Genomic DNA, 26,989 nt, shown 5'->3' with positions numbered 1-26,989 from the left:
CCCCGCCGCGACATCCCGAGGACAGACGATGACCAGTCCTTCCGGCCACGCCGACGACCCCCGACCCGCTGCGGTCCCCCTGCGCCCCCACCGATGGAGCGACGCGGTTCGCAGTCGGCTCCTGCCATGGGCGCACAGCTACCGGCGCAGCGGGCCGGCCCTCCTGCGCGTCAGCGTCGGGATCGTCTTCTGCTGGTTCGGAGTCCTCAAGTTCTTTCCCGGCGCCAGCGCGGCGGAGACCGTCGCCGCCAAGGCCATGGCCGAGCTCACGCTCGGACTGATCCCCGACGGCCTGTGCCTGCCCTTGCTCGCGTTACTCGAGACGGCCATCGGCGCGTGCCTGTTCACCGGCCGGCTGCTGCGCACCGCCCTGACCGCCTTCTTCTGTCATATGGCCGGGGTCTTCGCATCGCTCATCCTCCTGGCCGGCGACATGTGGCACACCTTCGGTCTCGTCCCCACCCTCGAAGGCCAGTACGTCATCAAGAACATCGTCCTCATCACCGCAGGCCTCTTCATCGCCGCCGACCACCTCACCCGGTGAACCCGCAGCCTCATCACCCGACCGCACACAGCACCCACCAGGAGCCCGCGTGGGCAGCACCATCACCCTGCACAACGTCGCCAAGACCTACCCCGGCGGCCGGCCGGCCCTGCGGCACCTCTCCCTGAGTGTCGCGGCCGGCGAATTCCTCGTCCTGCTCGGCCCGTCCGGCTGCGGCAAGTCCACGCTCCTGCGAATGATCGCCGGACTCGAGGCCATCACCGAGGGTGAACTCCACCTCAACGGAAGCCTTGCCAACGACCTCGATCCCAGCGAACGCGACACAGCAATGATCTTCCAGAGCTTCGCCCTCTACCCGAACATGACCGCCGCGGAGAACATCGCCTTCCCCCTGGCCGTGCAGAAACAGGACCCTGCTCGGGTCTCCCAGCGCGTCGAATCCGAAGCGCACGCCCTCGGGATCAGCCACCTCATGAACCGCCTGCCCAGCCGCCTGTCCGGCGGCGAGCGACAGCGCGTGGCCATGGGCCGTGCCACCGTCCGGCAACCCTCGGTCTTCCTCCTGGACGAACCACTTTCAAGCCTCGACGCAAGACTGCGCACCCGCCTGCGCATGGAGATCCTCTCCACCGTCCGCAGGAGTGGCGCGACGACGATCTACGTGACCCACGACCAGGCGGAAGCCATGGCCCTGGGCGACCGCGTAGCAGTCCTGCGAGACGGCATCCTCCAGCAGGTCGACACACCCCGAGCCCTCTACGCCCTGCCGGCCAACGCCTTCGTCGCCTCCTTCGTCGGCACACCACGCATCAGCCTCATCCACGGCACCGTCTACGCCCCCATCGACGGCGCCATGGCCATCAGCCTCGGTGCCCAGCAACTCAGCCTTCCCATGCCCCTGTCACCCGACCACCAGATGCTCCGCGTCATGCAAGGAAGCCCCCTCTTGATCGGACTGCGCCCCGAAGCAGTCCGCATCGCGGAACACACAAAGGCCGCCCCCTTCGAACGCCCCCTGACCGGCATCGTCGCGCACGTCGAATTCCAGGGACACGAGACCCTCCTCCACCTCACGGTGGGAGGGCGGCCCGCCGACGTACCGGACCAGACGGTGCCCGAACCCTCTCCCCGGCCGATCCGCGGGGGTGCCGCAGGCCTCGCACGCCGGCTCGTCCAACGCGCCGCCGACCTCTCACCGTGGCACTGCCGCCCCGCAGGACCGCACCACCCACCGGCCACGGCCGTACCCGCCAGAGCCAGCGGTGAACTCGTCGTCCGCGCCCACAACGGCAGCTTCCACCAGCGTGGTCAGCACCTGCCGCTCCTCATCGATGTCCGCAACCTCTTCGTCTTCGACGCCCACGGCGAGCGAGTCAGCCCCGACCCCACCCACATACCTGACCTGTAGGAAGGTGCCGGTGTCGAGGAGCGCCCGGCTGGGACGCGTCTCTCGGATTCGACGTTCCCGGGGCGGCGAGCCGCGGAACGCCGCCAACGCCCTCGCCCGGCATGCCGTGCTCTACCCCGCCGATGACGAGCTCGACGAATCCAGGGTCGACGGCAGCAGGGAGGGCGTCGCGAGAGGCGTGGTGATCGGCGGTGCCACCATGACCGCCGTCTCGGTCGGCGCCATCACCGAGCGCATCCGCGCGCGGATGGGAGACCGAGCGTCACGCCGTCACCTCAGCGTCCTACGGGTCGCACGCCGCGCCGAGTGAGGCAGGCGAGACGGTCCGCGGCCCGGTGACCTGGGCCTGGTCGGCCACTACCGCACAGCTGTCGTCGAGGCCATCCAGGCGAAGGCCGAACACCGCGAGCCGAAGCTCTTGGGCGAAGAAGCCGCACCAGCTGGAAGGTCGCCGTGCTCCCCCACCACAGCGGACCGTCCCCATGAGAACGAAGCTCTCAGCGCGGCAAGAGCGTCCGCGCCGAACACTCGCCCCCGTAGACCCGCCGCCGCAACTCTCCGTATCGCGCAGGCTCAGCGGGTCTCGTACCGGTCCTGCGCCTCGAGCACGTCGTCGGCGTATCGGGCGGCCCACGCGCCCATCGCCCGCATCGGCGTGAGCAATGCCGTGCCGGCCTCGGTCAGGGCGTAGTCGACGCGCGGCGGGGCTTCGGCGTACGCGTGGCGCTCGACGAGGCCGTTGTACTCCAGCCGTCGCAGCGCCTCGTTGAGAACCTTCGGGCTTATCCCGCCGATCCGCGCCACCAGCGCGCGCGGCCGCATCGGGCCGGTCACCCCGAGCGTGAAGACCACGACGCTGTCCCAGCGGTTCGCCAGTACCTCGAAGGCGACGCGCGCCCGACAGTCCGCCGTGTACGCGAGGTCCGGCAGGCCCCCGGCCGGATCGGTCGACTTCTCCATGCCGCCCATTCTGCCGCCGCCGATGGACACCAGACGGTGCGCATCGGCGTCCGTAGCGTGGGACCACCGAACGGAACGAGCAGGACGAGACAGTGACGAGAAGGAACACACGATGATGCGCATAGGCGTACTGGGTACGGGGGGCATGGCGGCGGCACTGGGCGGTGCGTGGGTACGCGCCGGGCACGAGGTGTTCATCGGCGGGCGGAACCCGGCCGCGGCCGAGGCGCTCGCCGGGCGGCTCGGAGCGGCCGGACACGGCACGCCCACGCAGGCCGCGGAGTACGGGGAGGTGGTGCTCCTCGCCGTCCCGGCCGGGGCGGCGCCGGCGCTGGCCCGGGAGCACGCCGGAGCCCTGGCAGGGCGAACGGTCGTGGACTGCACCAACCCGCTGGCGCCCGGCCCCGGCGGGGTGATGCTGACGACCGGCGCCGGGGAGAGCGTGGCCGGCCTGATCGGGACGGCGGCGCCCGGAGCGCACGTGGTGAAGGCCTTCAACGTGGCCCACGTGAGCATGTGGCACCACCCGGCGGGCGCCTTCGGCCCGATCCCACCCGCGGTGCCGTTCTGCGCGGACGACCCGGGAGCGGCCGAACACGTCACGGAGCTGATCACCGGGATGGGATGGAGCCCGATGCCGGCGGGCGGCCTGGACCGGGCCGCGTACGTGGAGGCCACGGCCGCGTTCGTGATCGGCGTGTGGTGGGCGGGAGGCTCACCGGCCCTGGCCTTCCCGGAACCCCCACAGGCCGCGTAGGGCCTGGTGCGAAGCTGGCTGAGGAGGCAGTCGCATCCGCCCCCGTCGCTACCCCGGATACGGCCGCGATGCAGGGTGGCAGCGATGGGACAACAGGCACGACGGGCCGCGGGGACGCATTCCTTCACGGATCTGCTCCGGCATCCGAGTCGCCTGATCGAGCAGCTCACAGGGGACGCTCGGCATCGGGGTGAGCAGCGGCGGCGCGCGGTTCGACGGTCTCGTACGCGGTGGCCACCGTTTCCGGCAGGGGCCACCACTTCTGAATGCTGCCGCAGCGTCGCCAGTGATGTGGCAGCCGTTTCGCCGCAGTGAGGAGGTCAGTCGGCTTCGCCGCCCGCCAGGATCACATCGCGTCCCACAAGCACCTCGCCGTAGGCCGGGTTGTTGGCAGCCGCCCCGGAAAGCGTTCGCCCCCGCGGGCCACCCGGGCGCTGTACTTTCCGCAATGTGACGTGCTTGGACTCCGTGCCGGGCCGTTCGAAAGGGCCGGCACGCGTGGGCCCTCCCCTGCCTCGGTGCCCCACGCACAGGGCGAACGGCCCGCGAAGGGCACCCTCGGCATGGCTGTTGCAATCGTCGCCGCGATTCCGTGCGCCACTGTCATGTGCCCCTTCTGTACATCGCAGAGACCGCCGGAAGGTCACCGCCTGACACGGGCTGGGTGCTGGGAAGTACCGGGATTCAGTAGGGCAGCCGGGTCGAGGGAACCAAGCGGAAGTGCACTCTCCGGGGACGAGGGCTTCGCTACGGGCCCCGCAGAGTGCACGCCGCTGGTGCCTGCTGACGGTGGAGTTGGCTACACGCCGGAGGAGGGCGCCTCCTTCAGGACATCGACGGCCCGGCGGAGAGTGATGGCTTCGGTGTAGATGACGGTGCCCGGCGTGATGAGGCCCGAGTCGCCGCCGTTGGGGCGTATCTGGACGGTGCGCTCGCCGAGGTAGGTGTATGTCTCGGGGTCGAAGACCCACTCAGTACGGGCGCCCGAGGTCTCGTCCAGGCGGGCGACTGCGATGCCCCGGCGGCCGATGGCGTCCACCGCGTTCTCGACCTGGACGACGCCGGGGATCTTGGCGGCGGCCTTGAACAGGGCGGTGTTCAGTTCGGCGGGCGGGAGGGTCTCGCCGAGCATGTCGCCGATGGTGGTGAAGGCCTGCTGGTCGGGGCTGTTCCCCATCCCCTCGGTCTCCTTGTAGATCTTCGCGAGGAGGACGTCGGGGTCGGTCGGCAGGGTGGCGAGGTAGTCGTACGTCGGAGCGTTGAGGGAGGCCGGTTCGCTCGTGCCCTTCTCGTTGGTGCGGTCGAGCTTCTCGCCTCCGGGCGGGGAGACGGCCGGGTCGATGAGCCAGCCCTCCGTGCCGTCGGTGGAGTTCCAGATCTGGCGGCGGTGGATGCCGTCGCTGGCCAGAGTGGTCTTGTCACCCACCGTCTTCTCGTAGGTGTTGCCGACCTTGCTCTCGATGTAGATGTACTGGCCCGGGTTGACCTTCGCCAGGGGCTTCTTGGAGGAGGCGAGGGAGATCCGGTCCAGGAGCTGCGGGAGGCCCGCGCTGGTGCCGGTTCCGATCGTCGTGGTGAGAGGCGGCCCGGCGACCGGTTCCTTGCCGGCGTCGCCGCCGGTGAAGGTGACGGCGCCCGCGGCGAGAACGGCCAGCGTGCACGCGGCGGCGGGCAGGATGATCAGAGGACGCAGGAGCCTGCGGCGGGCGGGCGCGGCGGCGGGAGTGGGCGTGGTGGCAGCCTCGGCCCGGGTGTCCTGCTGGATGAAGGTCATGAGTTCTTCCTTGTGGAAGGCGTGGCGGTCCGCAGGGAGGTCGGCTTCCTCGAAGAACAGCAGGTGCTCGCCCTCGTGCCCTTCATCAGGGGTGCGGCGGGAGTCGCTCGGACGGGGCTGACGCATGTTCACCGGGTTCCTTCCTGTGCGGACCGGGCCGCGATCGTGCGGTTGCCTCTTATCTGTCGGTGAACCGGCCGGGGTTCCCGGAATTCGTCGCGAAGTTGCGCGTCGGCGAGTTTCCTCAGCTTCTTGCGGGCTCGCGAGAGCCGGGAGCGCACCGTTCCGACCGGGATGTCGAGGACCTGCGCGGCTGTGACGTAATCCAGGCCCTGCCACAGACACAGGCTCAGGACCTCCCGTTCGGTGCGCCGCAGTCCCGCGAGCGCGCTTACGGTGGCGGCCAGGTGCTGGCGGTCGTCCAAGCGCCCGGCCACGTCGTCGGCATGGTCGGCGACCACTGCCTCTCCCCTGATCCCCGCGGCGGCCGCCGTCGCCGCGGCCGCGGCCTTGTACCGTCGGTCGCCGCGCGACTGGGCGCGCACCAGGTTGGTGGCGATGCCCAACAGCCACGGGCGCACGCTCCCGCCCTCCGCCTGGAGGCGCAGGCGGCTGCGCCATGCCTCCATGAAGGTCGCCGACACGATGTCCTCGGCGGCCGCCCAGTCGGCGGTCAGCCGGTAGGCGTGGTTGTAGACGGTTCTCGCGTACTCGTCGAAGAGTTCCGCGAACGCCTGCGGATCCCCGGCTCTGATGCGCGCGCGCATGGTTGTCATCACCTCAGTCAGCTGTCGGTCCGAGGGCCCGAGTTCCCGAGACCTACGTCACATCCCGACCCGGCAAGGACGTCCGGGTGAAGAGAGACCGACGAATCCCTGGCCGGTGAGCGGGCGACCGATCCGTGCGATGACCCTTGGAGAGCTGATCCACGCCCGCCACGCGGACGCCGGGTTCCGGTTACCCGGCGCTGTGGTCGACCGCGGCGAGGAACGACCGTACGCATGCGGCGAAGGCGTCGGGCTGGTCGTGGTGCACGACATGTCCGGCCGGCAGTTCGACGAGACGGATCGGTCGCCTCGCCGCCATGTCGCGGGCGTGGGCGGCCGACAGTTCGTCGCTGCGCGTGCCCCGGATCAGCAGGGTCGGGCAGCGAACGCTCGTCCAGTCGTGCCCATGGTCGCCGGACAGTGCTTGCTGGGACCGGACCGTGTCGGCCGCGTCGAAGGAGAACCCCCAGCCTTCCGCTCGTTCCCTGAAGGTCCGCTCCAGGTACGGCGCGGCCGCACCCAGGGCCTCGACGAGCCCCTCTCGGGTCGGGACGCGGTCGGGCAGTTTCCTCGCGAAGGTCAGGTCGATGTCGCAGACCGCTCCGATGTCCTCGACGATGAGCGCGGAGACGCGGTCGGGATGCCGGGCGGCGAACTGGTAGGCGTTCACGCCACCCAGGGAATGACCGAGCAGGGCGACCTCCGCCGCCCCGAGGTGGTCGAGGAGGGCCGTGATGTCGCCGACGTAGCCGCCGCGCTCGTAGTCGGCGGCCCGATCGGACTCGCCGTGCCCCCGCTGGTCGAGCGCGATCACACGCCGCGAGGCACCCAGCCGTTCGGCCAGCGGGGCGAAGTCCGCGCCCTCGCTGAAGTGCCCGTGCAGAGCGATCAGAACCGGGCCCGGCCCGCCGAAATCAAGGTAGGAGAGTCTGCGCCCGTTCACCTCGAAGCTGCTCCGTACACGGTCGTCCATGGCCGGCGAGTCTACGTGATCACGCATGCGCGGCAGCTCCGAGACGAGTCCCGCTGCGCCGCCGACAAGTCAGCGAGCTCAGTGGCCGTGGACGGGAAGGGCGGTGGCGGCCGACGGCACTCGGCCAACCAGGGTGAGCTCGTCCACGGACACACGCGGAGCCTGTACGTCTCGGGGCAGACGGCGATGAGTGCCGAGGGCGTGCCCTTGCACGACGGTGACGTGGCGGCGCAACTGGCCCTGTGCGTCGACAATCTGGAGGCCCTGCTCGGCGAGGCGGGCATGTCACTCGCGAACCTCGTCCGGCTCAACGTCTACACGACCGACGTCGATCTGCTGTCCCCGCACTACGGGGTGCTGGCGGGCCGGTCGGGCGCCGCCCCGGTGGCATCGGCCACCGCCATGCTCGGGGTGACGCGGCTGGCGATCCCCGGCCAGATGGTCGAGCTGGAGGGCACCGCCGTCGCGTGACGGCCCCCGCCCCCGCTTCCTGACGGCGGATTTCGTTGGCCGGGCCGGGGACGTGCCGGTTAGCATCCGGCGATGTCAACGCCCTGGGACCACACTGTCGACGACGCGCTGCGTGGGGCCGACGCCGGTCGGCTGTCCAGCCGTCTCGACGCACGGCTGTGCCCCCCGGCTGTCTTCGGGCGGCTCATCCGGCACGAGGATCCCCGCCTGCGGCACCTGGGGCTGCTTCTCCTGGAGGAGCGGCTCACGGGGGGAGGCAACGGCGGCGACACCAACGGCGGCGGCGACGAGCAGGAGACGGCCGAGCTCGCGCGACTGCTGCCGACAACGTTGGAGGGGCCGCCTGAGGTGCTGCTCGTCCTGGCTCGCCTCCACGCCCGCCTGGGTCCTCATCTGCGAGAGCCCCACCGGCCGTCGTGGCGTACGGCCGAGATGCCGGAGCGGGTACGGGTCGCCTGGCTGCAGGCCGATCTCGTGAACGACCCGACGGTGATCCGGCGTGAGCCTCCGGGTGAACTGCTGTACCAGGCCGTGCAGGAGACGACCATCCACGGGGCACACAAGCCTCAGCGCCTCGTGCAGGAGCTGGTGGACAGCGGTGACCCGGTGCTGCAGGCGGCGGGGCTGCGGCTGGCCCGGCAGGGACTGCACGCCGGACTGCTGGCGCCCGCACGGGTGCGCGGCCATCTGATCGGCCTGCTCGGTGCTGACGGCTCCGACGTCGTCGCTGCCGCGCTGGCCGAACTCGGAGAACCCTGGGCGGCGCTGGACCCCGTACCGCCAGGACGCCTGGCCCCCTTCCTCGCCGCCGGTCCGGCGGCGGCGAGGCCCGGGACGGCCGACGCGGCCCTGGGGGCCGCGGCCCGACACGGGCACCGGGGCCTGCTGTGGCAGGTCGTCGAGGATCCGGACCTGCCGCCGTCGCTGCGCCGGCGGGGGATGGAGCTGCTCGGCGACCTGGCGGACTGGGTCGACATCGGGCCGGTCACCACTCTCGCGGCACAGGACCCGCTGTTGTTCGGCGGCCCGGCGCTGGCGTGCCTGCGCGGGCTCCACCGGCGTGGCCACTTTCCGGGCGAGCAGCACGTCCCGTCCCTCATCGGCGCGGCCTTGGCCGATCACTCGATTCCGGTCCACGAGGTCGCGACGGTCCTGTTCACCTGCCGCGATGCGATGTTCCGCGTACTGCTGGACGCACCGGCCGACGATCCGAGCTGGCCCCGGCGGCTCGCGCTCCTGGTCGCTCTCGCGGACCAAGGATCGGCGGATCTCCCCATCGGCGACGCGATAGAACGCATCCTTCCCTCGGCACCCCGCCCCGAGCCCTTCCTCCGCGCGATCCGCGAGCTGCGCCACGCGCCGGCCGAGGCCGCCGTCCTCGCCCTCCTTGCGTCGTCCCCGACGGCGGCGCTGGAGGCCCTGGAAGCCATCGGCGGGGACCGGACGGTGGCGGCGCTGAGCGATGGACTCGGTCTCGGACTCCACCTCGGGCTCGACCTCGGGCTCGACCTCGTGACGGACGAGGGCCCGAGCACGGGCTCCGTTACGGGCGTGATCGCGCCGCACCTCCGCGCGGTACGACACAGGGCCCTTGAACTGCTGTGGCATCTGACCGAGGACCCGGCGCAGCGGCGTCGCCTGCTCGCCCGCCTCGATCCCACCGACCTGCCGGCCCGCGTCGCGGCGGACCTCGGAGGGCCGGACGAGCGGGAACTGGCCCTCCTGACGACCCATCTGGACCCGGACGAACCGGTGGCTGCACTGCGCCGTCTGGCCACCCACGGCGGCTCCGGCACCCTTCCGGTCGTCACGGACCTGCTCCTGCGCATCGTGGCGAAGGTTGCGGCGACCCGGGAGCCCGGCGCGGCCGCCGTGCCGCCCGACGGCGGGCGGCCGGCCGGGGAGCCGGTGGTGCCCCAGGAGGTTCTGGACGCCCTCCACGGCCTCGGGCGGCATCTTCACGCGCGGAGACGTATCAGACCGTCCTGCCTGCTCGACGCGGAGAGCGCGGAAGAGGCCGGACACGCACTTGTCGCGACCCTGGCCCTGGACCTGCTAGACCGCCCCGATCTGTCGGACGGCGAGCAGGCGGTCCTCCTCGAAGTCCTGCTCAGAGCGCCGTACGCGCGTACCCGTGCGCGGATCCACCGCTTTCTGCGGCACCGCGACCGGCACGTGCGCAAACACGTGATCGCGCTGCTCGCCCGGGACGCCACCGGGGACGACGCGCAGGCCCTGTCGGCGTCCCTGATCGCGCTGGTCTCCGCCCGCCGGGACATCCAGACCGTCCGGCAGGCGCTGCTCGCCCTCGGCCATGCGGGAGCCCACTGGGCTGCGCCCACGATCGCCGCCTGCCTTGGCCACCCGAACATGAACGTCAAGAAGACCGCCGCCGAGGTCCTGGCCCGCGCGGGAACGCCCGCCGCGGTGCCGGCCCTCCTCTTCCGGCTCGGGCACGACGACAACCCCGGCCTGCGCCGCAGTCTGGTCAAGTCGTTGCGCGCCATCCTCGGCGAGGCGTACCCGGCGGCCGTGCTCGCCGCCGCCGAACGCCCCACCCTCGAACTACCCGCACGCCCAGAACGCACCGAACGCACCGAACGCACCGAACGAGCCAAGCGAGCCAAGCGAGCCAAGCGAGCCGAACGCACCGACCGAGCCAGCGGGGAACGCCATGCGGGCCGCACCCGCGAGCTGCTGCTGGAAGGGCTCGACCGGGCCCTGTCGGCACGGTCGGTCCTCGCCCTGGAGGAGCAGGGGTCACCGGTCGTACCGACCCTGCTCGCCCTGGTGGCGGCCGGCCGCGTCGGCCTGGCCGCCGGGACGGTCGAGGACCTGTGGCCCGCCATGGCCGGACACGGCATCACCCGGCCCGCCGCAGCCGGTCCGACCGCACATGCCGAAGCGGCCCGCGACCTCACGATGCTGACGGTGGACGGCTGGCATCCGGCCGTCGCCCTTCGCCTCGCCGGAGGGGACGAACTCCCGCACCCCTCCCGACTCCGGGCCCTGCGGCCGATGCTGCCGGACTGGCTCCGCCTGGCCGAGGCCGAACCCACCGCCCGGAGCCGCGTAGTGCGCCTCGCGCTCCGGCTCTGCCCCCTCCCCTGGACCTCCGGGGAGCTGACGTCCTTCGCCCGCCATACCGGCGTCCTGCTCGACGGACTCGCCGAAGCCTCGTCGCCCGGAGACCGGCACGCCCTCCTGGCGGCGCTCGAAGCGGTCGCGCCGACCCTGACCCCGTTCGAGAAACAGACCGCCACCGACGCGGTACGCGCCCTCTCCCCCGCACCCGCCGGACACCGGTCCACGCTGACGCTGCTCCGCGCCCTGGACGCCGTGCTGGTGCGCGCCGACCTCGAACGGGCCCTCGCCTCGGCCCGGCTGGACGCCGACCCCCGGCAGGCCGAGACCGCCGTACTGCGCGAGGCGTTCACCCCCGCGGATCCGCCTTCGGACGGGGCCGAGCCCGCAAAGGAGTCCCGGATGTGGCGCGCCGCGCTGGACGCCGCCGTACACACAACGGCCGCCTTGGACGCCTTCCGACGCGCCCCCCACGACGGCACAACGCCTCCCTCCCGGGAACGCCTCGACGCACTGATCGACGCCTACGCCTCGGCCGGCCGGGAGGTCCGTCGCGCCCTCATCGACTGGATGACGGCCCTCCAGCCCCTCGACGTACCGCCGTGGACGCTCACCGAGACCGCCCAGGTCTCCCCGGACTCCCCCTCCCCCACCGGGGCGCCCCGCCCGCGGACCGTGCATGACGACGACCTCGACCAGCCCCGTTCCCGCGCGCTGCGGGACCGACTGCTGGCCATGTTGGGGGCCTCGGCTCGGGACCGCCGGCAAGCGGCCGCCCTGCTGCTCGCGGAATGGCCCGAGCCGGAGGCCGGGCTCCCCGTACTCCGCGCGTACCTCCATGGACACGTCGAGATGCCCGGCACCCCGAAGCCGGCCCGCTTGCTCGGCGCGCTCGACGAGGCAGAGCTCCGCGCGGACGGCGTCCGCCACGACAGGGTGGCCCTTCTGGCGGCCAAGGTCGCCCCGGAGACGCTCGCACGGCTCGTGCCCCTGCTGCTGGACTGGTGGGAACACGACCCGCCGGCCGACAGCGCCGCGGCCGGCCGGGCGCTGCTCGCGTTGCCCGCCGACACTCTGGCGGAACGGCTCGGCGACCGCCTCGACGCCGGCGCGTGGGGATTCCTCGACCTCCTCGTGGACCGCCCCCTCTTGCGCACCCCCGCACTGACGCGGACCTGCCTACGGCTGCGTGCCGAGGGACGCGACGACCTCGCCGGCCGGCTGCTCCTCGTCGAGGGACCGCTGCGCCCACCGGCCTCCGCTCGGCAGGAGGAGGTCGCGTCAGCGGCGCTCCGAGCCCGTACGGCGGCGGCCTCTTCGACGTCTACGGCGTCCCGGGCAAGCTCGCCGCCGACCCGGGAGGAACTGTTCCAGCTGGCCCGTACCGGAGACCCCGTCCAGATCGGCCAAGCACTGACACGACTGTGCGAGGAGGACGGCGGTCCGATCGCCCACCGAGGCCATGGCCCGGCGTCGGACGAAGACCCAGGGCTGCGCGAACTGATCGGCGCATTGCTGCTCCACCCCCGGCCCGGAGTACGCCTGCGCGCTCACCGCGCCTCGCGGGCCGTGCTGGACCGACAGACCTACCTGCACCACACGTCGATCCTGCTGCGGGACTCCGAGCCGAGCGTCGTACGTACGGCGATCCGCACGCTGTGCCACGCCGGCTGGACGCCCGCGATCCCCGCCGTGACCAACCTGCTCGAGCACTCCCACCCTGCCGTACGCAAGGCCGCGGCCCAGGGACTGGTCGACATAGGAGCGCGGGCCGTCCCCGCTCTCCGGCATTCCGCCGTCCGCGCCCGTCCCGACAAGCGGAATCTGTACACGGACGTCCTCACGCAGATCACCGCCACGAGCACGACGACCGATGCCGGGTAGCAGCGCCGAGATCCGACCACCGGCTGCGGGGACCGTCCTCTCTCCGCGCCATCGTCACCGTCGCCGTCACGGACGGATGGCTGACGGGGACACCGCCGTCCCACCGGACAGGGGCCCCGCACCTTTGGCCACGGGTATTCTGCGGCGATGTCGAATCAGTCAGTGGCGGCGGGAGTCGGTCTCGCCGGTGTGATGGCGCACTGCGGCGGAAGCCCGTTGCGCGCCGTGGAGCTTCTGGTGGGGGCCATAGCCTCGGCGCCGGAGGCTCCGGAACCCTATGAGGCCCTCGCCGAGTTGTGGCAGGGCCGACGCTCGGAACTCGCGGAGAGCCTCGCGGAGGGCTGCTCCTTGAGCGCTGTGCCGGCGCAGGCGTACTTCTTCTTCCTCGATGGAGACATGGACGACGCGGCCATGGCCCTGGGATCCGTCACGGGCGTGCGGCCTGACGTGGCGTGGGGGGCCGCACCCTGGTTCGGTGATGCGCGCTTCCTCGGGACGGTGAGTGCCGAGGCGCTGGCCGAGGCGTGTCTGCGGACGTTGGACTACGGCCTGGACCTGGACACCGACGCGATGCGAGAGCGGTTCACGCCCTGGTTCCATGCCCTGGACGTGGTGTCCGCACGGCATCCCGTACCGGAGTCGCTGGCCGCCATGGCCCGGCTGCCCCGGGCCTGCGGCCGGTACGAGCTGTCCTTCGCTCTGTGCGACCGCGCCGATGCCGTCGATCGGGTCATGTGGACCGCCGTCGCGCGGGCGACCACCTGGCGCGTGATGGGCGACCTGGACCAGGCTGCCGCGGCCCTCGAAGGCGCCGTGCTCCTGGACCCCGCCAACTGGTCCCTCTACCTGGACCTGGCGGACGTGCGCGCCGAGCAGGGCGACTTCGCGGCGGCCGCGAGCCTCGTGGAGCAGGGCATGGCGTACGAGCCTCGCGAAGTGTCCCTGCGCGCGGCGGGCGCCGCCTACCGCGCACGCCTGACCGGCTCGTGCGACGATCTGCGAGCGCTGATCGCCCTGGCTCCGGAGCTTGCGAACACGACCTACCGGAACCAGCTGATCGACTACGCATGCGCAGGGCCGAAGCTGCCTCCGGAACTCGTCGCAGAGGCGCACCGCATCCGTACGAACTGAACGGCTGGCGAGCCAACCGGTGCCAGAGCAGCAGGCGTTCGGAAGAAGCACACCGAGCGAGTGCCCCGGCTCTCCGGTCTTCCTACAGCGCACGACGGGGATGCGCGCGCACCCGTACGAGTCCTACCTCTGCTTCGTGATGTCCTGGACCTCCTGCGCGATGTCCTCCAGCACGGCCTTCGGGTCGGCGGAGGGCGCGACGGCCTTGCCGATGTTCCGCTTGATGGTGTTGCTGACCTGCAACCAGGACGGTTCGTTGACCGGGTAGAGCTCGGCGCTGCGCAGGGCGTTCAGGAACTGCGCGCCGCTCGGGTCCGCCGCCGCGTCCTTGGATGCCTGGCTGGCGGTCACCGTCGAGGGCAACAGGTGGTAGCGGCCGGCGAATTCGTTGAGGTTCTTGTCCTGGTACACGAATTCCAGGAAGGAGGCGACCAGGTCACGGTTGTCGTCGTGCTTGAAGGCCATCATCCAGTCGGCGACGCCCGCCGACGGCAAGGCCTGTCCGTCCCTCAGTGTGTCCGACACCGGCATGCTGAGGGTGCCGACCTTCATTCCCTTGGCCCTCGCCTGGTGGAGGAGTGAGGGGTAGCCGTTGAGCATGCCGACGTCTCCGCGCAGAAAGGCGGCGAAGGCGTCCTGCCGGTTGAGCTGGGCCGGCGGAACGGGACCGGTCAGGCCGGGGTCGACCAGGTTGTCCTTGATCCAGCGGAACGTCTGCGTGTTCTGCTCGCTCGCGATGCTGTAGCCGCCACTGCCGCCGGCGTACCCGCCGCCGTTGCTCAGTTCCCAGATCAGGGCTTCGGCGTGCGCCTCCTCGGGCCCGAGCGGCAAGGCGTACGGGTAGACCACGTTCTCCTTCTTGAGCGCCTCGGCCGCGTCCTTCAGGTCCGACCACGTCTTCGGCGGCTCCGCTCCGGCCCTGTCGAACAGCTCCTCGTTGTAGAAGAGCAGTCGGCTGCTGGCGACGAAGGGCAGACCGTAGAGGGTGTTGTCCACAGAACCGGCCTCCGCGAGCGGCCGCAGGAAGTTCGCCTCGGCCCTGATCGACAGCAGGTCGCTGGCAGCGTAGAGGCGGCCCTCCGCCGCGAAGTCGGAGTACGCGCCCATCAGCGCCACGTCCGGGGCGTTGCCCTCCTTGACCAAACGGGTGACCTCGCGGTCGACATCGGCCCACGGGTAGAGGGTGACCTCGACCTTCTTGCCGGGGTGGGCGGCGCTGAAGGCTGCGGTCAGCTTGTCCCAGTACGCCTTGGAGCTGGTCGCCGGGCTGTCGCCGTACTCGGCGGCCACCATGCGCAGCGTCGTCCCGTCACCGCTCTCGGACGAGCCGCAGGCGGCGAGAAGGGAGCCCAGCAGTCCGAGTGCGGCCACGGAGGCGGTGGCGCCGAGAATTCTTGGTCGCACGGATCGTTCCTCTTGATCTTTTGAACAGTACGTCCGGAATTCTCTCCCGGCGCGGGACGAATTGCGCCCCTGGCTCGAAGATTGTGGCCATTTCTCCAACTGCGTGGCTCACGAATGGTGTTTTCTTATATGCCGACGCCGTCGGTCCCTCCGCCCGTGGAGCCCCAAGCGGCTCGACGCGACTCCCTGACGGGCAGGCGGGCCCTTGCAGGTACCGGGGCCAACGCTCTCGGTACCCGGCTGCTTTTTCCGTTCGACTACCAGCTCTCGACGATGTCAGGCCACCGGGAGCGCTCTTCTGTTTCGACGTACTCGCTCATTTTGCAGCCATCCTCAGGGCATGAACGGTGCGAGCATTCAGCCACGACAAAATCGCGTCGCTCACGCTCAGCGGGTCATCGGATTCCTATGCGCCGATCTCGTACCGGCCATGATCCCCGACGTACCGCAGCGCCTCGGGCGTGCCGTCTTCCAGGGCCGCTCCGCACAGTCCGGCCGCCGCCGGGGCGTGACGCCGTACCGCCCGCGCCCACCCCCGTGGGTTCCAGGACCAGGTGACCGAAGAGCGGCATCGGGAATGGCTCATCTTCGTACTGTGCGGACTCGCGACCCTCGTTAGCCTGCCGTCGCACAGTCTTCACAGGGGGAGGGATCATGCAGGTCACTGAACGGCGTCGGCACGCCGGAATAGTGCGACGCACCTTCTCGGCGCTCAGGCGTCCCATGGTGAGAAGCGCGGCGACCGTCGCCGCTCTCGCCGTCGGGTCGATCTCTCTGGTGGGCTTGGGCTCGCCCGCGTACGCGGCCACCACATGCGGATCCCCGGTCTCCAAGCAGCTGGTCGCGCACATGGACTTCAATTACAGCTTCAACGTCAGCCAGGTGCAGTATTGTCCGATCTGGAAGTCGAACACGCCCGTCTACAACAACCCGTACAACTCCAGGCAGCTCGTGGGCAACCTCGTGATCGCCGGCAGCAGCAACTGGTTCGTCTGCCGCTCGAGCAGCCACACGGACCCCTATTCGGCGCACGGGTACAGCACGAGGGACTGGGCGATCACCATGGCCGACAACGGGCGATGGGGTTGGGTACCGGCGGTCTACTTCGGCGGGTCCGAGAACTACTGGGCGGGTCTGCGACAGTGCACGACGTACGAGTACCCGTAACCCTCACCGCCGTGGCGTAGTCCGACGGCCCGTCGCGAAGGCAGGGACGTCATGGCCGCCCCATCGTCCGAGAAGGGGTGCGATCACGTGCGGAATCTGCATAGCCTGTGATCAGAACCCCAGGGGGGCTCCTGGAGGTGCTGATGCCCGGTCGTCCTGTCTGGTCCGGAGCGGTGTCGTTCGGCCTGGTCACGATCCCGGTGAAGCTGGAGCCTGCGTCCGAGTCGCACGGCATCTCCTTCAACCAGGTCCATGTGAAGGACGGCGGCCGGATCCGCTACCGCAAGGTGTGCGACATCGACGGCAAAGAGCTCTCCCAGGACGAGATCGGCAAGGGCTACGAGGTCAGCAAGGACAACGTCATCCCGATCTCCGACGACGAGCTGGCGCAGATGCCGCTGCCGACGGCGAAGGCCATCGACATCGTCGCGTTCGTCGACCGGGACAGCATCGACCCGATCCAGCTCGGCGACGGAAACTACTACCTCCGGGCCGACGGCCAGGTCGCGGCCAAGCCGTACGTCCTGCTCCGCAAGGCGCTGGAGCGCACCGACAAGGTGGCCATCGCGAAGTTCGCCCTCCGCGGCCGGGAACGGCTCGGGATGCTGCGGATCAAAGGTGACGCGTTGCTGCTGAACTCGATGCACTGGCCGGACGAGATCCGCTCCTCCGAGCCCGTCGCCCCCGACGAGGTGCAGCTGACCGAGCAGGAGATCGAAGGCGCGCTCGCGCTGCTGGAGACGATGAGCAACGAGCACCTGGACGAGCTGGAGCTGATCGACCACTACCGCGAAGCGCTCGTCGAGGTCATCGACGCCAAGGCCGAACACCGCGAACCGAAGCCCATGGGCGAGGAAGCCGCGCCGGCCGGAAAGGTCGTCGACCTCATGGCCGCACTCGAAGCGTCCGTCGCCAAGGCGAAGGAGTCCCGGGGCGAGACCACCGCCGGCGGGGACGCGACCGTCCACGAGATGCCGAAGCCGAAGAAGAAGGCGACCGCCAAGAAGACGACCGCCAAGAAAGCGCCTGCCAAGAAGACCGCCGCCAAGAAGACCGCAACGCGAAAGCGCTCCGCCTGAGTCACTCCAGGCGGGGGTGAGGTACGTATACGGCGATCACGGGACTGGCCCACCCTGGCGGCAGCATGTCATCGGGCTGCAAAGAGCCCACGCGAGTCGTCAGTTCTTGGCGTTGGGGCAGGACCTCAGAGCCGGCATGGGTGGTGTGAGTCGTCCCGAGCCGGGAAGCCGCTGGTCATGACAGTGATGGCTGACCTTCGGGACGCGGACCGCTCTCTGACCAGACGAGCTATTTCGTGGGAGTCGCCCTGGGTGCGGCGTGTTCTTCCGGCGGTGGAGGAGGCTGCTGAGCACACCAAGCTGTGGTGGGCGGCGGCCGTGGTCATGGCCGCCGCCGGGGGATGGCGCGGCCGGACGGCTGCCGCCGCGGGAGTGGGCGGGATGGCGGTGGCGCAAGTGCTGTCCAACGGGATCGCCAAGCAGCTGTACCAGCGGCGTCGCCCGCCCGAGGAATGGGTCCCGGCCGAAGATCTCGAGGACCGCCCCGACAGCTCCTCCTTTCCGTCCGGACACACGGCCGCCGCGTTCGCCTTCACCGGTGCCGTCGCACCGGTATGGCCTGCGGCGGGCGTCCTCTGCGCGGTGCCCGCGGTGCTGGTGGCCGCGGAACGCGTGCACAGCGGTGCGCACTACCCCTCCGACGTGGCCGTCGGCGGAGCAATCGGCTTGGCAGCGGCCGCACTGGTGCGGGCCGCGCCGCGCCTGCTGTGGCGGCACGCGCTGTAAGGCCTGGTTTTGCGTAGGGCGCCTCGCGAATCCCCGGCTGACACGAGGGCGTGGACGCGGTCACGGTGGGTTCTGATGTGGGGAGCGGGGCGGCTCGGCGTCCGCGTCGCCCCCGCTTCACCCCTGCTTCGTGCTGTTCGTGTCCAGCATCGGCGGCGGCAGCGCGCCCGGCGAGGCGGTGCGGTCGGTCTCATCCTGCACGAGCAGGGAAAGAAGGGAGGCCACGGTCAGCCCCGCTTCGGCGGGATGACGCAGCACCTTGTCCGGCTGTATGCGATACGTGTTGCTGCGCCCGTCGCGGGTGTGGGAGAGGTAACCATCCTGCTCAAGATCAGAAATGATCCGCTGAACGGCACGCTCCGTGAGCCGACAGTGGGCAGCGATGTCGCGGATCCGGACGTTCGGGTTGTCGGCAATCGCCGCCAGCACGCGCGCATGGTTGGTGACGAACGTCCAACCGGTGTGAGGTTCAGGCACTCCGATCATGCCGATCATTCTACGGAGCACCCTTGCCGGATGCTAATTACGTGACATACTTTTCGTGTATCAGGAAGCAGGAACCTGTGGGTAAGCCATGGAGGGATCAAAGGTGTCTTCGGAAGCGACCGTCACACCTCGGCGCACGAGCAACGCCGACGGGCGCAGAGAGGAGACGATCCCGCCGACCGGAGGGCACGTGGACGGAGCAGCGGTGGAGCAGTACGAGCGGCACGGCGCCTGGGTCGTCGTCGCGCGGGGCTCCTACGACATGGACTCGATCACCCCCCTGGCGACAGCGCTGGAAACCGCAGCTCAGACGCACCGGAAGATAGTCCTGGACGCCTCGGGCATCACCTTCGCGGACTCGACGTTCCTGAATCTGCTGATCCTCACCCACCGCATGACCGACATGCGCGTGGCCGCGCCGACGCATCAGGTCCAGCGCATCCTCGAGCTCACGGGAGTCGACACCGTTCTGACGGTGCGAGCAACGGTGGAGGACGCCGCCGGCTGCTGACAGCCGCGACCCCTGACCCAGTTCCGAGCACCGGCTCCGAACGCTCGCGTCCCGCTCTCCTCCCCAGGCCGCCGCGATGACGAGTCCCGCCGGCCGGGACGCGCACAACGGTTGGCGCACCTTCCACGTTTCCGAGGAAGGGCGGCAGACGACCGCAGCGGCCGCCCTGCGGGCTTGTCGGGAGCGACCGCCCACCCGGTGTCACCTCGGCCGCTTCTCCTCCCTCGTTCGAGGGGTTCCCTCGGCGAGGCCCGCCGGACGCGCGAGGCTTTGCGGGAGGGTGGCCTCATGATCCACACCCAGGTCGATACCGTGCGCTTTGCCACCTCGACGGCACGGCGCACGACCGCGCTCGTCGCGGCCACCGCCCTCGCATCACTCCTCGCCGCCCCCGTCGGCGCCCACGCGGCCCAAGCGCAGCTCAGGGGCACCGCGCCCTCCTGCGTCAAGCGGGATGTCATCAAGCACGAGAACTACGTGAAGGTCACCAACGGGTGCGACGAGACGATGCACCTGAAGGTCGTCATCGACTGGGGCCCCGACTCGCGCTGCCTGACATATCAGCCGCGACAGTCGTGGGAGTGGAACTGGGGGCGCGGTTCGTACGGCAAGGTCGTCACCTGCTGAGCCCGGCCGCCCGCGCCAGCGCCGGGCCCCTTAGGCGATAGCTCTTGGCCGCGCTCTGAAGCCCTGGCGGTCGTTCTCGCTGGACTACGCGGCGCCCGCCGCTGCCAGTGCCGCGACCGGCAGGAGCAGAATCCACTGCGGCAGGCGGAGCAGGGGGCGGGGCCAGCCGACGGACAGCGTGACGACCAGGAAGGCCGCCGCGTACGCGAGGAAGTGCGCGGCCACGAACCACGCCACCAGGCCCGCACCCGCCGTTCCGTCCCTCAACGCGAGGTAGAGGAGAGCGAGTCCGGAGAGCACGAGGTCGACGCTCACCATGTGCCAGACGGCGTGCAGGACACGCTTGGGTTCGTCCGCGAGCCCGCAGGACAGTAGCGGGCGCACCACATCGCGGTGCCCGGCGACGATGTGGACCGCGGCCACGCCGAGCGCGGTCACCCCTGCCGCGAGAAGCCAGCCGTTCATCGGACCTCGATTCCTTTGGCCACGACAGCGGCCAGCAGTGCGGCCAGCTGCGGGGCAGGGTGCTCCCCGACCAGACCCACGTGGAAGAACACGGCCCCCGCCAGCGTGTCCAGGACCAGGTCCACGGGCGTTTCGGCCGCGATCTCCCCGCGCACCACGGCGCGTTCGAAGACGACCAGCAGCCGTTCCTTCGACGGGGCCAGGAAGTCGCCACGGATGCGCGCCTTCAGTTCCGGATCGGCCGCGAAGTCGGCGAGCAACCCCGGCAGTGCCGCCGCGGCGGCAGGCGCGCGAAACTCGTCCACCAGGCCCTGCAGCAGCACGGTCAGGTCCCCGGCCAGTGTTCCGCTGTCCGGAGGCGGGACATCGTCGGTGGTCGTGAAGACCGCCTCGAAGACCAACTCCGGCTTGCCCGCCCACCGCCGATAGATCGTGTCCTTGCCGACACCCGCCCGCGCGGCCACGGCCCCGATCGACGTCGCCGCATAGCCGACCTCGACCACCAGCTCTGCCGTCGCACTGATGATCGCCGAGTGCGATCGCGGATCCCTGGGGCGCCCTCTGGAGGACGGAGTGGAACTCATGGCATTTACCTTACGGGTCGACCCGTAAGGTAAACAAGGGGCCGACGGAGGGCGGTCGCTTCGTGGCGTCGAAGCCCGAGTTCGGATCGTGGGGGTCATGACTCCCACTGGTCGCAGTACTCGATGTGGATTTCACGTGCGTCGCCGAGGATGCCGGCGTTTGAGTGCAGCTGGGTGCAAAAATGCGGGTAGCCCGGATGGACGGGGACGTGCCCGGGGCCATGGCGGGCGACGTCGAAGAAGTGCTGGGCGGTGTCTTTGAACACCTTCGCACTGCCTGTCATGAACAGGGTCTCCGCGTGGAGATGCTGGTGAAACAGATCCCGGTTCTCCTGGTAGTGCCGTGCGGCGGGGTCAGCGGCTTCGCCGGCATGTTCGGGGCCAGTCAGCGTCACGGTCTGCGGACGGCCCCGGCCGAGTCGCCCTCGCACTTCTTTCCAGCGCGACGGCGCGAACTGCAGGGAGTGGTGCATCAGCACGAGATCAAGCTGCCGCGTACCCTCGTTCGGCGCCTCTCGGGACGGGGGCCGGTTGGCCCGCATCGGCAGGTGGACCAGGGAGCGCGGCGAAGAAGCCGCGAGCTTCCACAGCCCGCCGATTCGCTGGGCGGCGTCCTGATCGAGGTACGCGTCCAAGTGTCGATCGCAGTCGATGAGCACCGCGTGTGTGAGGGGCCGGGCTGGTCGTATGACCTTGAACTCCGTGGAGCCGAGGCGTGCTTGGTGGATGGTGAGGGGTAGCTTCATCGGTTCTCCGGGTAATGGCGGCTGCCACGGGCGGCGCAAAAGGCCGAGTCTTCGGCTGATGCCTTCTGCGATGGGGCGGGGGCCTGGAAGGTTTGCCGTACCTTCGCGAGAGGCGCGTGCCCATCATCGATCCAGCCAGGCGAGGGTTCGAGGCGAGGCCCTGTTGCGAGGTCCGAGCCTACGAGGGTCGAAAGAGCGGCGGTATCCAATTTCTCCTACGAGCCGACGAGGAGGTCTGCGCCTTCCGCGCCTCGGATGGAGACAGGTTCGAGCTGTTGGAGGCTGGGCGGCGCAGGCGCTTCGAAGCGCGCGGGGCGGTTGCCTCAGGACTGGTGGACGCAGCCGCGATGCTCATCGGCCCCTCCCGTACCCCTTCTGTCTGATCGTCAGCGTCCGCCCTGGCCGACCCGGTGGCGGCCCTCAACCCGGTTTCAGGCACCGGGCGATGGCCCCCGTTTGCGTCTGCAGTCGCCACCACGAGAGGTCGATTAGCTCACCGACGAACACAGGAAAATCTATGTCGGTGAGAGTAGACATTGGGTGGCGCCGTCGCTATGGTTTCTCTCGTAGCCCAGAGAGACAGCAGGGCCCGGCAGGGATGAACTGCCGGGCAGCAGTACCGCAGTAACAGTAAGCAGAGCGGTTCGGTGGTGGAGTCTCGAAGCCAGGGTTGTTGCAGGGCGGCGACGGGACTGACGACCGGACCGGGTGGCCCGCAGTGATCAGGGGCCGCCGCGAGCAGTACCGCAGTTGCTGCAGTGGCAGTACCTCGGTGAAGGCGTCGGGCTGCGGACGCGCGCACCGGGTGAGCAGCAATTCGATCAGCGAGGAAGAACGGAGGGACCCGCGCCATCAGGATCGCCCGGGCGGAAGCCTTGGGCCCGGGTACCGCAGGACATCGATAGTGAGGTGGTCTCCGGTCAGGCATCCGCGATCCCCGCACTCCCGACAGCAGCCAGGTCGAGCGCGCGGACTCAGAAGGCCGGCGCAGTATCAGGGTCGGCAGATGGTGTAGCAGTTCCTTCGGGGCCCTGGTGCCGTATGGCACCGGGGCCCCTCCATGCACTCGCCAGCGGTCTCACCGAGGACCACTCCGCTCACTTCACGGGCCGGGCCGTCGACATGCTCGAGGCACGCGCCACCGCACGCCGGGGTCCAGCGCCGCGCCCTCCCGTGGCCACAGTCGAGCTTCTGGCGGGAATTGCTCGAACGGTGTGGAGGGGCTGTTGTACTGCGCGTATGGCAGATCACAAGCAGTGCACGGTGGTCCGGACCGGGCAGTACGAGGGACTTCAGGGCGGCACGTTCGGCGCGGGCATCAGTGCCCAGTCGGCGGGCGCGGAGCGGCTGTGTCTCCACCGCCTGGTCATGCCCGCCGGGACCAGAGGCCGTCCTCACCTGCACGAGGGGCACGAGTCGGCCATCTTCATCCAGTCCGGTCAGGTCGAGGTCTGGCACGGAGAGGGGCTGACCGAGCACGTGACGCTGCGGGCGGGCGACTACATCCACATCCCGGCGGACACCCCGCACATGCCGGTGAACACCGGCGCGGACGACATGGTGTGCCTGGTCGCGCGGACCGATCCCGACGAGCAGGAGGGCGTCCGACTCCTCGACCTCCCGGTGTGGTTGGAGTCCAGGGTCGGCCCGCTTGCCGTCGGCGTCGGATGAATCGAACGCCGGCATCCTCGGCGTGGTGGCAGAGGGATCGGCCGACCCCTCCCCCGGCCCGCCGCCTCGCCGAGGACCCTCATCGAACCCCGGCCCCCAGCTTCCTGACGTCGAGGTTCTCCTGCGGTCGCTCCCCCGCCGTCTACGTCCGTAAGACGGCCGAGGCGCGAAGAGCCCGGGGCGCGGACTGTGTGTCCGCGCCCCGAGAGTTCAGGACGTGGCGCAGGCAGCACCGTTGAGGGTGAAGGCGGCCGGGGACGGGTTCGTCGCACCCTTGGTTCCGATGAAGCCAACGGTGACGGAACCGGAAGGGGCGATGGTGGCGGTGTAGGAGGCGGGCGTCACCGCGACCGTGCTGCCTGTCTGCGCGGCGGTGCCGCCCCAGGCCTGGGCGACGGTCTGACCGGCGGCGAAGGAGAAGCCGAGCGTCCAGCCGTTGACGGGGGTGGTGCCGGTGTTCCGCACGACGATCTCGCCCTGGAAACCGCCCGGCCAGTCGCCGACCACCCGGTAGCCGACGGCGCAGCTTGCGCCGGGGACGGGGGTGCCCTTGTCGGTGGTGACATCGATGGAGGCGGAGCGGGCGGAACGGTTCCCCGCCGCGTCTCGGGCGTAGACGGCGAAGGTGTACGTGGTGTCGGCGATGAGGCCCCTCACGGTGGCCCCGGCAGTGGTGGTGGAAGCGACCGGGGCCTCTGTGGTGCCGCTGACTCGGACGATGTCGTAGCCCGTGACTCCGGTGTCGTCGGTGGCTGCCGGCCAGGTCAGGGTGGCGGAGTCGGCGGTGACGTCGGTGGCCGAGGGTGCGCCGGGGGCGGTCGGGGGCTGGGTGTCCTGAGTGCCGCCGCCGAAGACGGTGGCCTCCCGAGAGGTCTGGGCGATGCCGTTCTCGCCGTGGAAGATCCGCTCACCCCAGCCGCTGAGGCGGCTCGGGTCGAAGTCGATGGCGAGGTCGAGGACAGGGTCGGTGTTCCCACTCCAGGACCACGCGAGGTAGCCGAGGCGGAGCTCCTCGGCCGCGGCCATCATGGTGTCCTCGTCGGGGTCGCCCCACTGGTCGGCGGGTCCGCCGAACTCACCGATGAGAATCGGGAGCCGAGCCGCGGCGAACGCCCCCAGGTAGTCCCGGATCTCCTGCGCGGTGTCGAAGACGCTGTACATGTGGATGGAGAAGACCAGGTTGCCGGTGGTGTCGGCGGCGTACACGGACTGCGCCTGGGCCTTCATGACGCCTTGCCAGTCCTGGCCCCAGTTGGGCGCGTCCACCATGATCGCGTGCGCGAATCCGGCGGCACGCAGCTTCTTCACGGCGGCGATGGTGGGGGCGGTCCAGCCGGCCGGGTCGGCGTTGCCCCACGGCTCGTTGCCGATGTTGACGATGATGTAGTCCTCCTGGCCGGCGAGGACGCCCTTCAGGCCGATCCAGTAGTCGGCCGCCTGGTCGAGGGTTCCGGCGGCCGCCTCCTCGCCGTATCCGGTGGTGTCGTGGACCTCCAGGACGCAGATCAGCCGGTTGGCCTTGCAGTCGGCGACGACCGACTGGACGTCGGCGGGGCTGTTCGCGGACCAGCGGTGGCCGCTGGCGAGCACGACCCGGACGCTGTTGGCCCCGAGGGCCTTGATGTCGCCAAGCGACTGGGTCTCGCCCGGATACCAGGTGTGGGCGTGATTGACGCCCCGCATCACGAAGTCGTTGCCGTTCGCCTCCAGCAGCCGTCCGTCGCTGACGTGGAGTCCTGTCGCCACGGCGTCGGCGGTCCGTGCCTGGGCGGTGGCCGCCCCGAGGAGGACGTACGCGAGCAGGGTCGCGATCCCCGTCACGAGGGCGAGGACGGCATGGGGCAGGGGCGCTGCTCGGGTATTCACGGGGCCTCCAGTCGACGGGTGCTGCTGTGGTGTGGGAGCGCTCCCATACAAGTCAGCGCGACGCGGGGGCGTCAAGACCCGGGGCCGCAACTTCGTTCCACGACGGCCTATTTGACGAGCAGTCAGGCATCCGAAACTGCCCGGCATGCCGACATGTCCGGTGCGGGCCCGACGTGCGAACCAAGCCCGACGCACGACACGATCCATGGCCGATCCAGCGCGGCCGTGAAGGGTGAGGCGTTGCGAGGCCGCACCCTTCACCGGCTTCCTCAGAGTCGAAGGGGCTCAGGCCGCGAGAGGAGTGCCGGGGTCGGTCTCGCACGTCCGCAACCCCGTTACGTAGTTGAGCTGCGGACCGTAACCCGCGAAGGTCGCCGACGCTCCAGGCTCGATGACACGGCAGGGGGCGACCTGACCGTCCGCGTACTCGACTGCGACGGCGACCGTGAGGGCACAGCCGTTGACGACCGAGGTGTAGCGCCAGCTCGCGTAGTACTGCACGCACTCAGGAGGCGCGGACGAGGCTGCCGCTTGGGCGGATGAGGCGACGGTCAGAGGAGCCAGCAGGCCGAGCGCAACCGCGGCACCGAGGGCGACGAAGCGCGATGTGCGCGCCGTGAGGGTCAGGTTTGTCATGCATCCATCCTGACGACCATGGAAGAACTTGCGCAAACCAATGAATGACTTTTCAGCCATGGAACGTCGTCGCCGACAAAACTGCACGTCAGATGCCGATGAAGACTCGCTTTTGCTTGCAAGGCCTTGCAGTCTGGTAGCAAATCGCTCGACTGGACGGGAGGAACAGTGACCGCGCTGACCTCACTCCAGGCCCCAGGCTGACCGAAGACGGACTCACCGCGGTGCTGGGGCGGCGGCGTCCGCCCTGTGGCTGACAGAAGCGCCCCGACAGACCGTCCCTTGCCACGAGAGGCGGTCAGCTACTGGCGCCGTCTTCGTGCGGGCGGTGACAGGACGAGTGCGCAGGTCGATGGCACGGTGCGGCGTGGCGCACGAATGCGCCAGAGCGGGGCGCGGGCCTTGTCCTCCGGCTGGGGTGGGCAGCGCGCAGGAATAGCGTCACTGTCGCCGACCATCCGGAGGGCCGACAGTGCCGGCTTACGCTTCCGCCGGGTCAGAACCGGCACAGTCGCCACGAAGGACCTCATCAACCCTTGGCGCCGACCTTGCACCCGACGGCCGGCCGATCAAGGTGGTGCAATCAGTGGTGCCATCACAGTTGGCGGCCGGTGACGTCGCCGCCAGGATCGTCGGCCAGCGTGACGGACGTGGCGATTCGCTTCCCGACCGGTTCACGGTGGACCGCGAAGGTCTGACTCACCGCCATGACGATCTCCAGGCCATGCTGCCCGATGCGGCTCGGGTCGGGCCCCAGGATCGCCGGCGGCGTGGGATTGCTGTCCCATACGCTCACCTCGATGGCGCCGCCATCGACGGTCAGGGTCAGCAGGCACGGGCCGGGCGCGTACTTCCGGGCGTTGGTCACCAGCTCGCTGACCACGAGCTGCACCATCCCCATCGCACGCGCGGACACCGGCAGCCCGTGCACGGCTTGCACGTCAGCAAGAAAACGACCGGCCAGATCGCGGGCTGCGGCGATGTCCTCGCTGCCCTCGAAGGCCCCGGTCACCGAGATGTCGTCACTCATCAGCATCGGTTGCCGGTGCTCGCCGTGCGCTGTCTGTTCCATGTCCATACCCGATCCGCCCCCGTGCCCGCGCGTCTGCCGCGTCCCGCTTACCCCAAAAACCTGCTCTCATTCCCACCGAAAGCCTGCGGGCTCGAAAAGCGCCTACCTGCGCTGGCCGGCTGTACGAGCAGAGAGGGGCATCCGTACGCGACACGACCCGCGGCCCAGCCGCGGCCGAGGTCAGTGACGGCGTCGGACATCAAGACGCTCGGCCGAAGCGTCGGGGCGGGGCGCG

General features: G+C 70.1%; 26 protein-coding genes. 13 read left to right on the top strand and 13 right to left on the bottom strand.

Annotated features, from left to right (window positions below):
• Positions 1-28: 28 nt before the first annotated feature.
• The 3 genes from ACZ68P_RS32945 to ACZ68P_RS32935 are packed head-to-tail and all read left to right on the top strand — an operon-like array spanning position 29 to position 2,223.
• Positions 29-544 carry a hypothetical protein gene (locus ACZ68P_RS32945; protein WP_471012671.1) on the top strand — a complete coding sequence of 172 codons (516 nt, stop codon included), beginning with the start codon at positions 29-31 and terminating at the stop codon, positions 542-544.
• Between the two features lie 49 nt (positions 545-593).
• Positions 594-1,913 carry an ABC transporter ATP-binding protein gene (locus ACZ68P_RS32940; protein ID WP_471012670.1) on the top strand — a complete coding sequence of 440 codons (1,320 nt, stop codon included), beginning with the start codon at positions 594-596 and terminating at the stop codon, positions 1,911-1,913.
• A gap of 10 nt (positions 1,914-1,923) precedes the next feature.
• The gene (locus ACZ68P_RS32935; protein WP_471012668.1) at positions 1,924-2,223 is read left to right on the top strand and encodes a hypothetical protein; all 300 of its coding nucleotides are present in this window, start codon (positions 1,924-1,926) and stop codon (positions 2,221-2,223) included.
• A gap of 263 nt (positions 2,224-2,486) precedes the next feature.
• On the opposite strand, the gene ACZ68P_RS32930 is transcribed toward ACZ68P_RS32935, so the two are convergent.
• Positions 2,487-2,873: a winged helix-turn-helix transcriptional regulator gene (locus ACZ68P_RS32930; RefSeq protein WP_471012665.1), complete on the bottom strand. Its 387-nt coding sequence runs from the start codon at positions 2,871-2,873 to the stop codon at positions 2,487-2,489.
• 112 nt (positions 2,874-2,985) lie between these two features.
• On the opposite strand from ACZ68P_RS32930, the gene ACZ68P_RS32925 reads away from it, so the two are divergent.
• A complete protein-coding gene (locus ACZ68P_RS32925) occupies positions 2,986-3,630 on the top strand; it encodes an NADPH-dependent F420 reductase (RefSeq protein ID WP_471012663.1) in 645 nt (214 codons plus the stop codon).
• Between the two features lie 799 nt (positions 3,631-4,429).
• Here ACZ68P_RS32925 and ACZ68P_RS32920 read toward each other — a convergent pair.
• From ACZ68P_RS32920 to ACZ68P_RS32910, 3 genes are all read right to left on the bottom strand, one after another.
• Entirely contained in the window at positions 4,430-5,530 is a 1,101-nt protein-coding gene (locus ACZ68P_RS32920) for a CU044_5270 family protein (protein ID WP_471012662.1), read from the bottom strand.
• Positions 5,531-5,532: 2 nt separating this feature from the next.
• The gene (locus ACZ68P_RS32915; protein WP_471012661.1) at positions 5,533-6,171 is read right to left on the bottom strand and encodes an RNA polymerase sigma factor; all 639 of its coding nucleotides are present in this window, start codon (positions 6,169-6,171) and stop codon (positions 5,533-5,535) included.
• Positions 6,172-6,361: 190 nt separating this feature from the next.
• Positions 6,362-7,144, bottom strand: coding sequence for an alpha/beta fold hydrolase (locus ACZ68P_RS32910; protein WP_471012660.1), 783 nt, complete (start codon positions 7,142-7,144; stop codon positions 6,362-6,364).
• A gap of 81 nt (positions 7,145-7,225) precedes the next feature.
• Here ACZ68P_RS32910 and ACZ68P_RS32905 point away from each other — a divergent pair, with 81 nt between their 5' ends.
• The 3 genes from ACZ68P_RS32905 (at position 7,226) to ACZ68P_RS32895 (ending at position 13,714) form a co-directional block, all read left to right on the top strand.
• Positions 7,226-7,615 (top strand): RidA family protein, encoded by a 390-nt coding sequence (locus ACZ68P_RS32905; RefSeq protein ID WP_471012674.1) that lies wholly within the window; start codon positions 7,226-7,228, stop codon positions 7,613-7,615.
• Between the two features lie 72 nt (positions 7,616-7,687).
• Complete coding sequence (locus ACZ68P_RS32900; RefSeq protein ID WP_471012658.1) at positions 7,688-12,583, top strand: HEAT repeat domain-containing protein; 4,896 nt, start codon at positions 7,688-7,690, stop codon at positions 12,581-12,583.
• Between the two features lie 147 nt (positions 12,584-12,730).
• Positions 12,731-13,714: a tetratricopeptide repeat protein gene (locus tag ACZ68P_RS32895; RefSeq protein ID WP_471012657.1), complete on the top strand. Its 984-nt coding sequence runs from the start codon at positions 12,731-12,733 to the stop codon at positions 13,712-13,714.
• A gap of 123 nt (positions 13,715-13,837) precedes the next feature.
• Here the strand turns inward: ACZ68P_RS32895 and ACZ68P_RS32890 are convergent, their stop codons facing one another.
• Both ACZ68P_RS32890 and ACZ68P_RS32885 read right to left on the bottom strand, forming a co-directional pair.
• Complete coding sequence (locus tag ACZ68P_RS32890; RefSeq protein ID WP_471012656.1) at positions 13,838-15,118, bottom strand: extracellular solute-binding protein; 1,281 nt, start codon at positions 15,116-15,118, stop codon at positions 13,838-13,840.
• A 406-nt stretch (positions 15,119-15,524) separates the two neighbouring features.
• Positions 15,525-15,704 carry a hypothetical protein gene (locus ACZ68P_RS32885; protein ID WP_471012655.1) on the bottom strand — a complete coding sequence of 60 codons (180 nt, stop codon included), beginning with the start codon at positions 15,702-15,704 and terminating at the stop codon, positions 15,525-15,527.
• Positions 15,705-15,841: 137 nt separating this feature from the next.
• Here ACZ68P_RS32885 and ACZ68P_RS32880 point away from each other — a divergent pair, with 137 nt between their 5' ends.
• The 3 genes from ACZ68P_RS32880 (at position 15,842) to ACZ68P_RS32870 (ending at position 18,090) form a co-directional block, all read left to right on the top strand.
• The gene (locus ACZ68P_RS32880; protein ID WP_471012654.1) at positions 15,842-16,285 is read left to right on the top strand and encodes a hypothetical protein; all 444 of its coding nucleotides are present in this window, start codon (positions 15,842-15,844) and stop codon (positions 16,283-16,285) included.
• Between the two features lie 143 nt (positions 16,286-16,428).
• The gene (gene ku / locus ACZ68P_RS32875) at positions 16,429-17,364 is read left to right on the top strand and encodes a non-homologous end joining protein Ku (protein WP_471012652.1); all 936 of its coding nucleotides are present in this window, start codon (positions 16,429-16,431) and stop codon (positions 17,362-17,364) included.
• Positions 17,365-17,616: 252 nt separating this feature from the next.
• Positions 17,617-18,090, top strand: coding sequence for a phosphatase PAP2 family protein (locus tag ACZ68P_RS32870; protein ID WP_471012650.1), 474 nt, complete (start codon positions 17,617-17,619; stop codon positions 18,088-18,090).
• 117 nt (positions 18,091-18,207) lie between these two features.
• On the opposite strand, the gene ACZ68P_RS32865 is transcribed toward ACZ68P_RS32870, so the two are convergent.
• The gene (locus tag ACZ68P_RS32865) at positions 18,208-18,576 is read right to left on the bottom strand and encodes a helix-turn-helix transcriptional regulator (RefSeq protein ID WP_471012673.1); all 369 of its coding nucleotides are present in this window, start codon (positions 18,574-18,576) and stop codon (positions 18,208-18,210) included.
• Positions 18,577-18,766: 190 nt separating this feature from the next.
• Between ACZ68P_RS32865 and ACZ68P_RS32860 the strand changes: the two genes are divergently transcribed.
• Both ACZ68P_RS32860 and ACZ68P_RS32855 read left to right on the top strand, forming a co-directional pair.
• Entirely contained in the window at positions 18,767-19,087 is a 321-nt protein-coding gene (locus tag ACZ68P_RS32860; protein ID WP_471012649.1) for an STAS domain-containing protein, read from the top strand.
• A gap of 288 nt (positions 19,088-19,375) precedes the next feature.
• Positions 19,376-19,714, top strand: coding sequence for a hypothetical protein (locus ACZ68P_RS32855; RefSeq protein WP_471012648.1), 339 nt, complete (start codon positions 19,376-19,378; stop codon positions 19,712-19,714).
• A gap of 84 nt (positions 19,715-19,798) precedes the next feature.
• On the opposite strand, the gene ACZ68P_RS32850 is transcribed toward ACZ68P_RS32855, so the two are convergent.
• The 3 genes from ACZ68P_RS32850 to ACZ68P_RS32840 all read right to left on the bottom strand — a co-directional run bounded on the left by ACZ68P_RS32850 (position 19,799) and on the right by ACZ68P_RS32840 (position 21,398).
• On the bottom strand, positions 19,799-20,179 hold the full coding sequence (locus ACZ68P_RS32850) for a hypothetical protein (protein WP_471012647.1): 381 nt from the start codon (positions 20,177-20,179) through the stop codon (positions 19,799-19,801).
• Complete coding sequence (locus tag ACZ68P_RS32845) at positions 20,176-20,763, bottom strand: TetR/AcrR family transcriptional regulator (RefSeq protein ID WP_471012646.1); 588 nt, start codon at positions 20,761-20,763, stop codon at positions 20,176-20,178. The genes ACZ68P_RS32850 and ACZ68P_RS32845 overlap by 4 nt, the downstream gene beginning before the upstream one ends.
• 95 nt (positions 20,764-20,858) lie before the next feature.
• Entirely contained in the window at positions 20,859-21,398 is a 540-nt protein-coding gene (locus ACZ68P_RS32840; protein WP_471012645.1) for a hypothetical protein, read from the bottom strand.
• 1,350 nt (positions 21,399-22,748) lie between these two features.
• On the opposite strand from ACZ68P_RS32840, the gene ACZ68P_RS32835 reads away from it, so the two are divergent.
• Positions 22,749-23,180: a cupin domain-containing protein gene (locus ACZ68P_RS32835; RefSeq protein WP_471012644.1), complete on the top strand. Its 432-nt coding sequence runs from the start codon at positions 22,749-22,751 to the stop codon at positions 23,178-23,180.
• 210 nt (positions 23,181-23,390) lie between these two features.
• Here the strand turns inward: ACZ68P_RS32835 and ACZ68P_RS32830 are convergent, their stop codons facing one another.
• From ACZ68P_RS32830 to ACZ68P_RS32820, 3 genes are all read right to left on the bottom strand, one after another.
• Positions 23,391-25,046 (bottom strand): cellulase family glycosylhydrolase, encoded by a 1,656-nt coding sequence (locus ACZ68P_RS32830; protein WP_471012643.1) that lies wholly within the window; start codon positions 25,044-25,046, stop codon positions 23,391-23,393.
• A gap of 285 nt (positions 25,047-25,331) precedes the next feature.
• On the bottom strand, positions 25,332-25,682 hold the full coding sequence (locus ACZ68P_RS32825) for an alpha-amylase (RefSeq protein WP_471012642.1): 351 nt from the start codon (positions 25,680-25,682) through the stop codon (positions 25,332-25,334).
• Positions 25,683-26,277: 595 nt separating this feature from the next.
• Complete coding sequence (locus ACZ68P_RS32820) at positions 26,278-26,754, bottom strand: ATP-binding protein (protein WP_471012672.1); 477 nt, start codon at positions 26,752-26,754, stop codon at positions 26,278-26,280.
• Between the last annotated feature and the right edge of the window lie 235 nt (positions 26,755-26,989).

The sequence above is a fragment of the Streptomyces sp. NPDC036822 genome (assembly GCF_055609145.1).
This window is presented reverse-complemented; position numbering and strand designations above follow the sequence as displayed.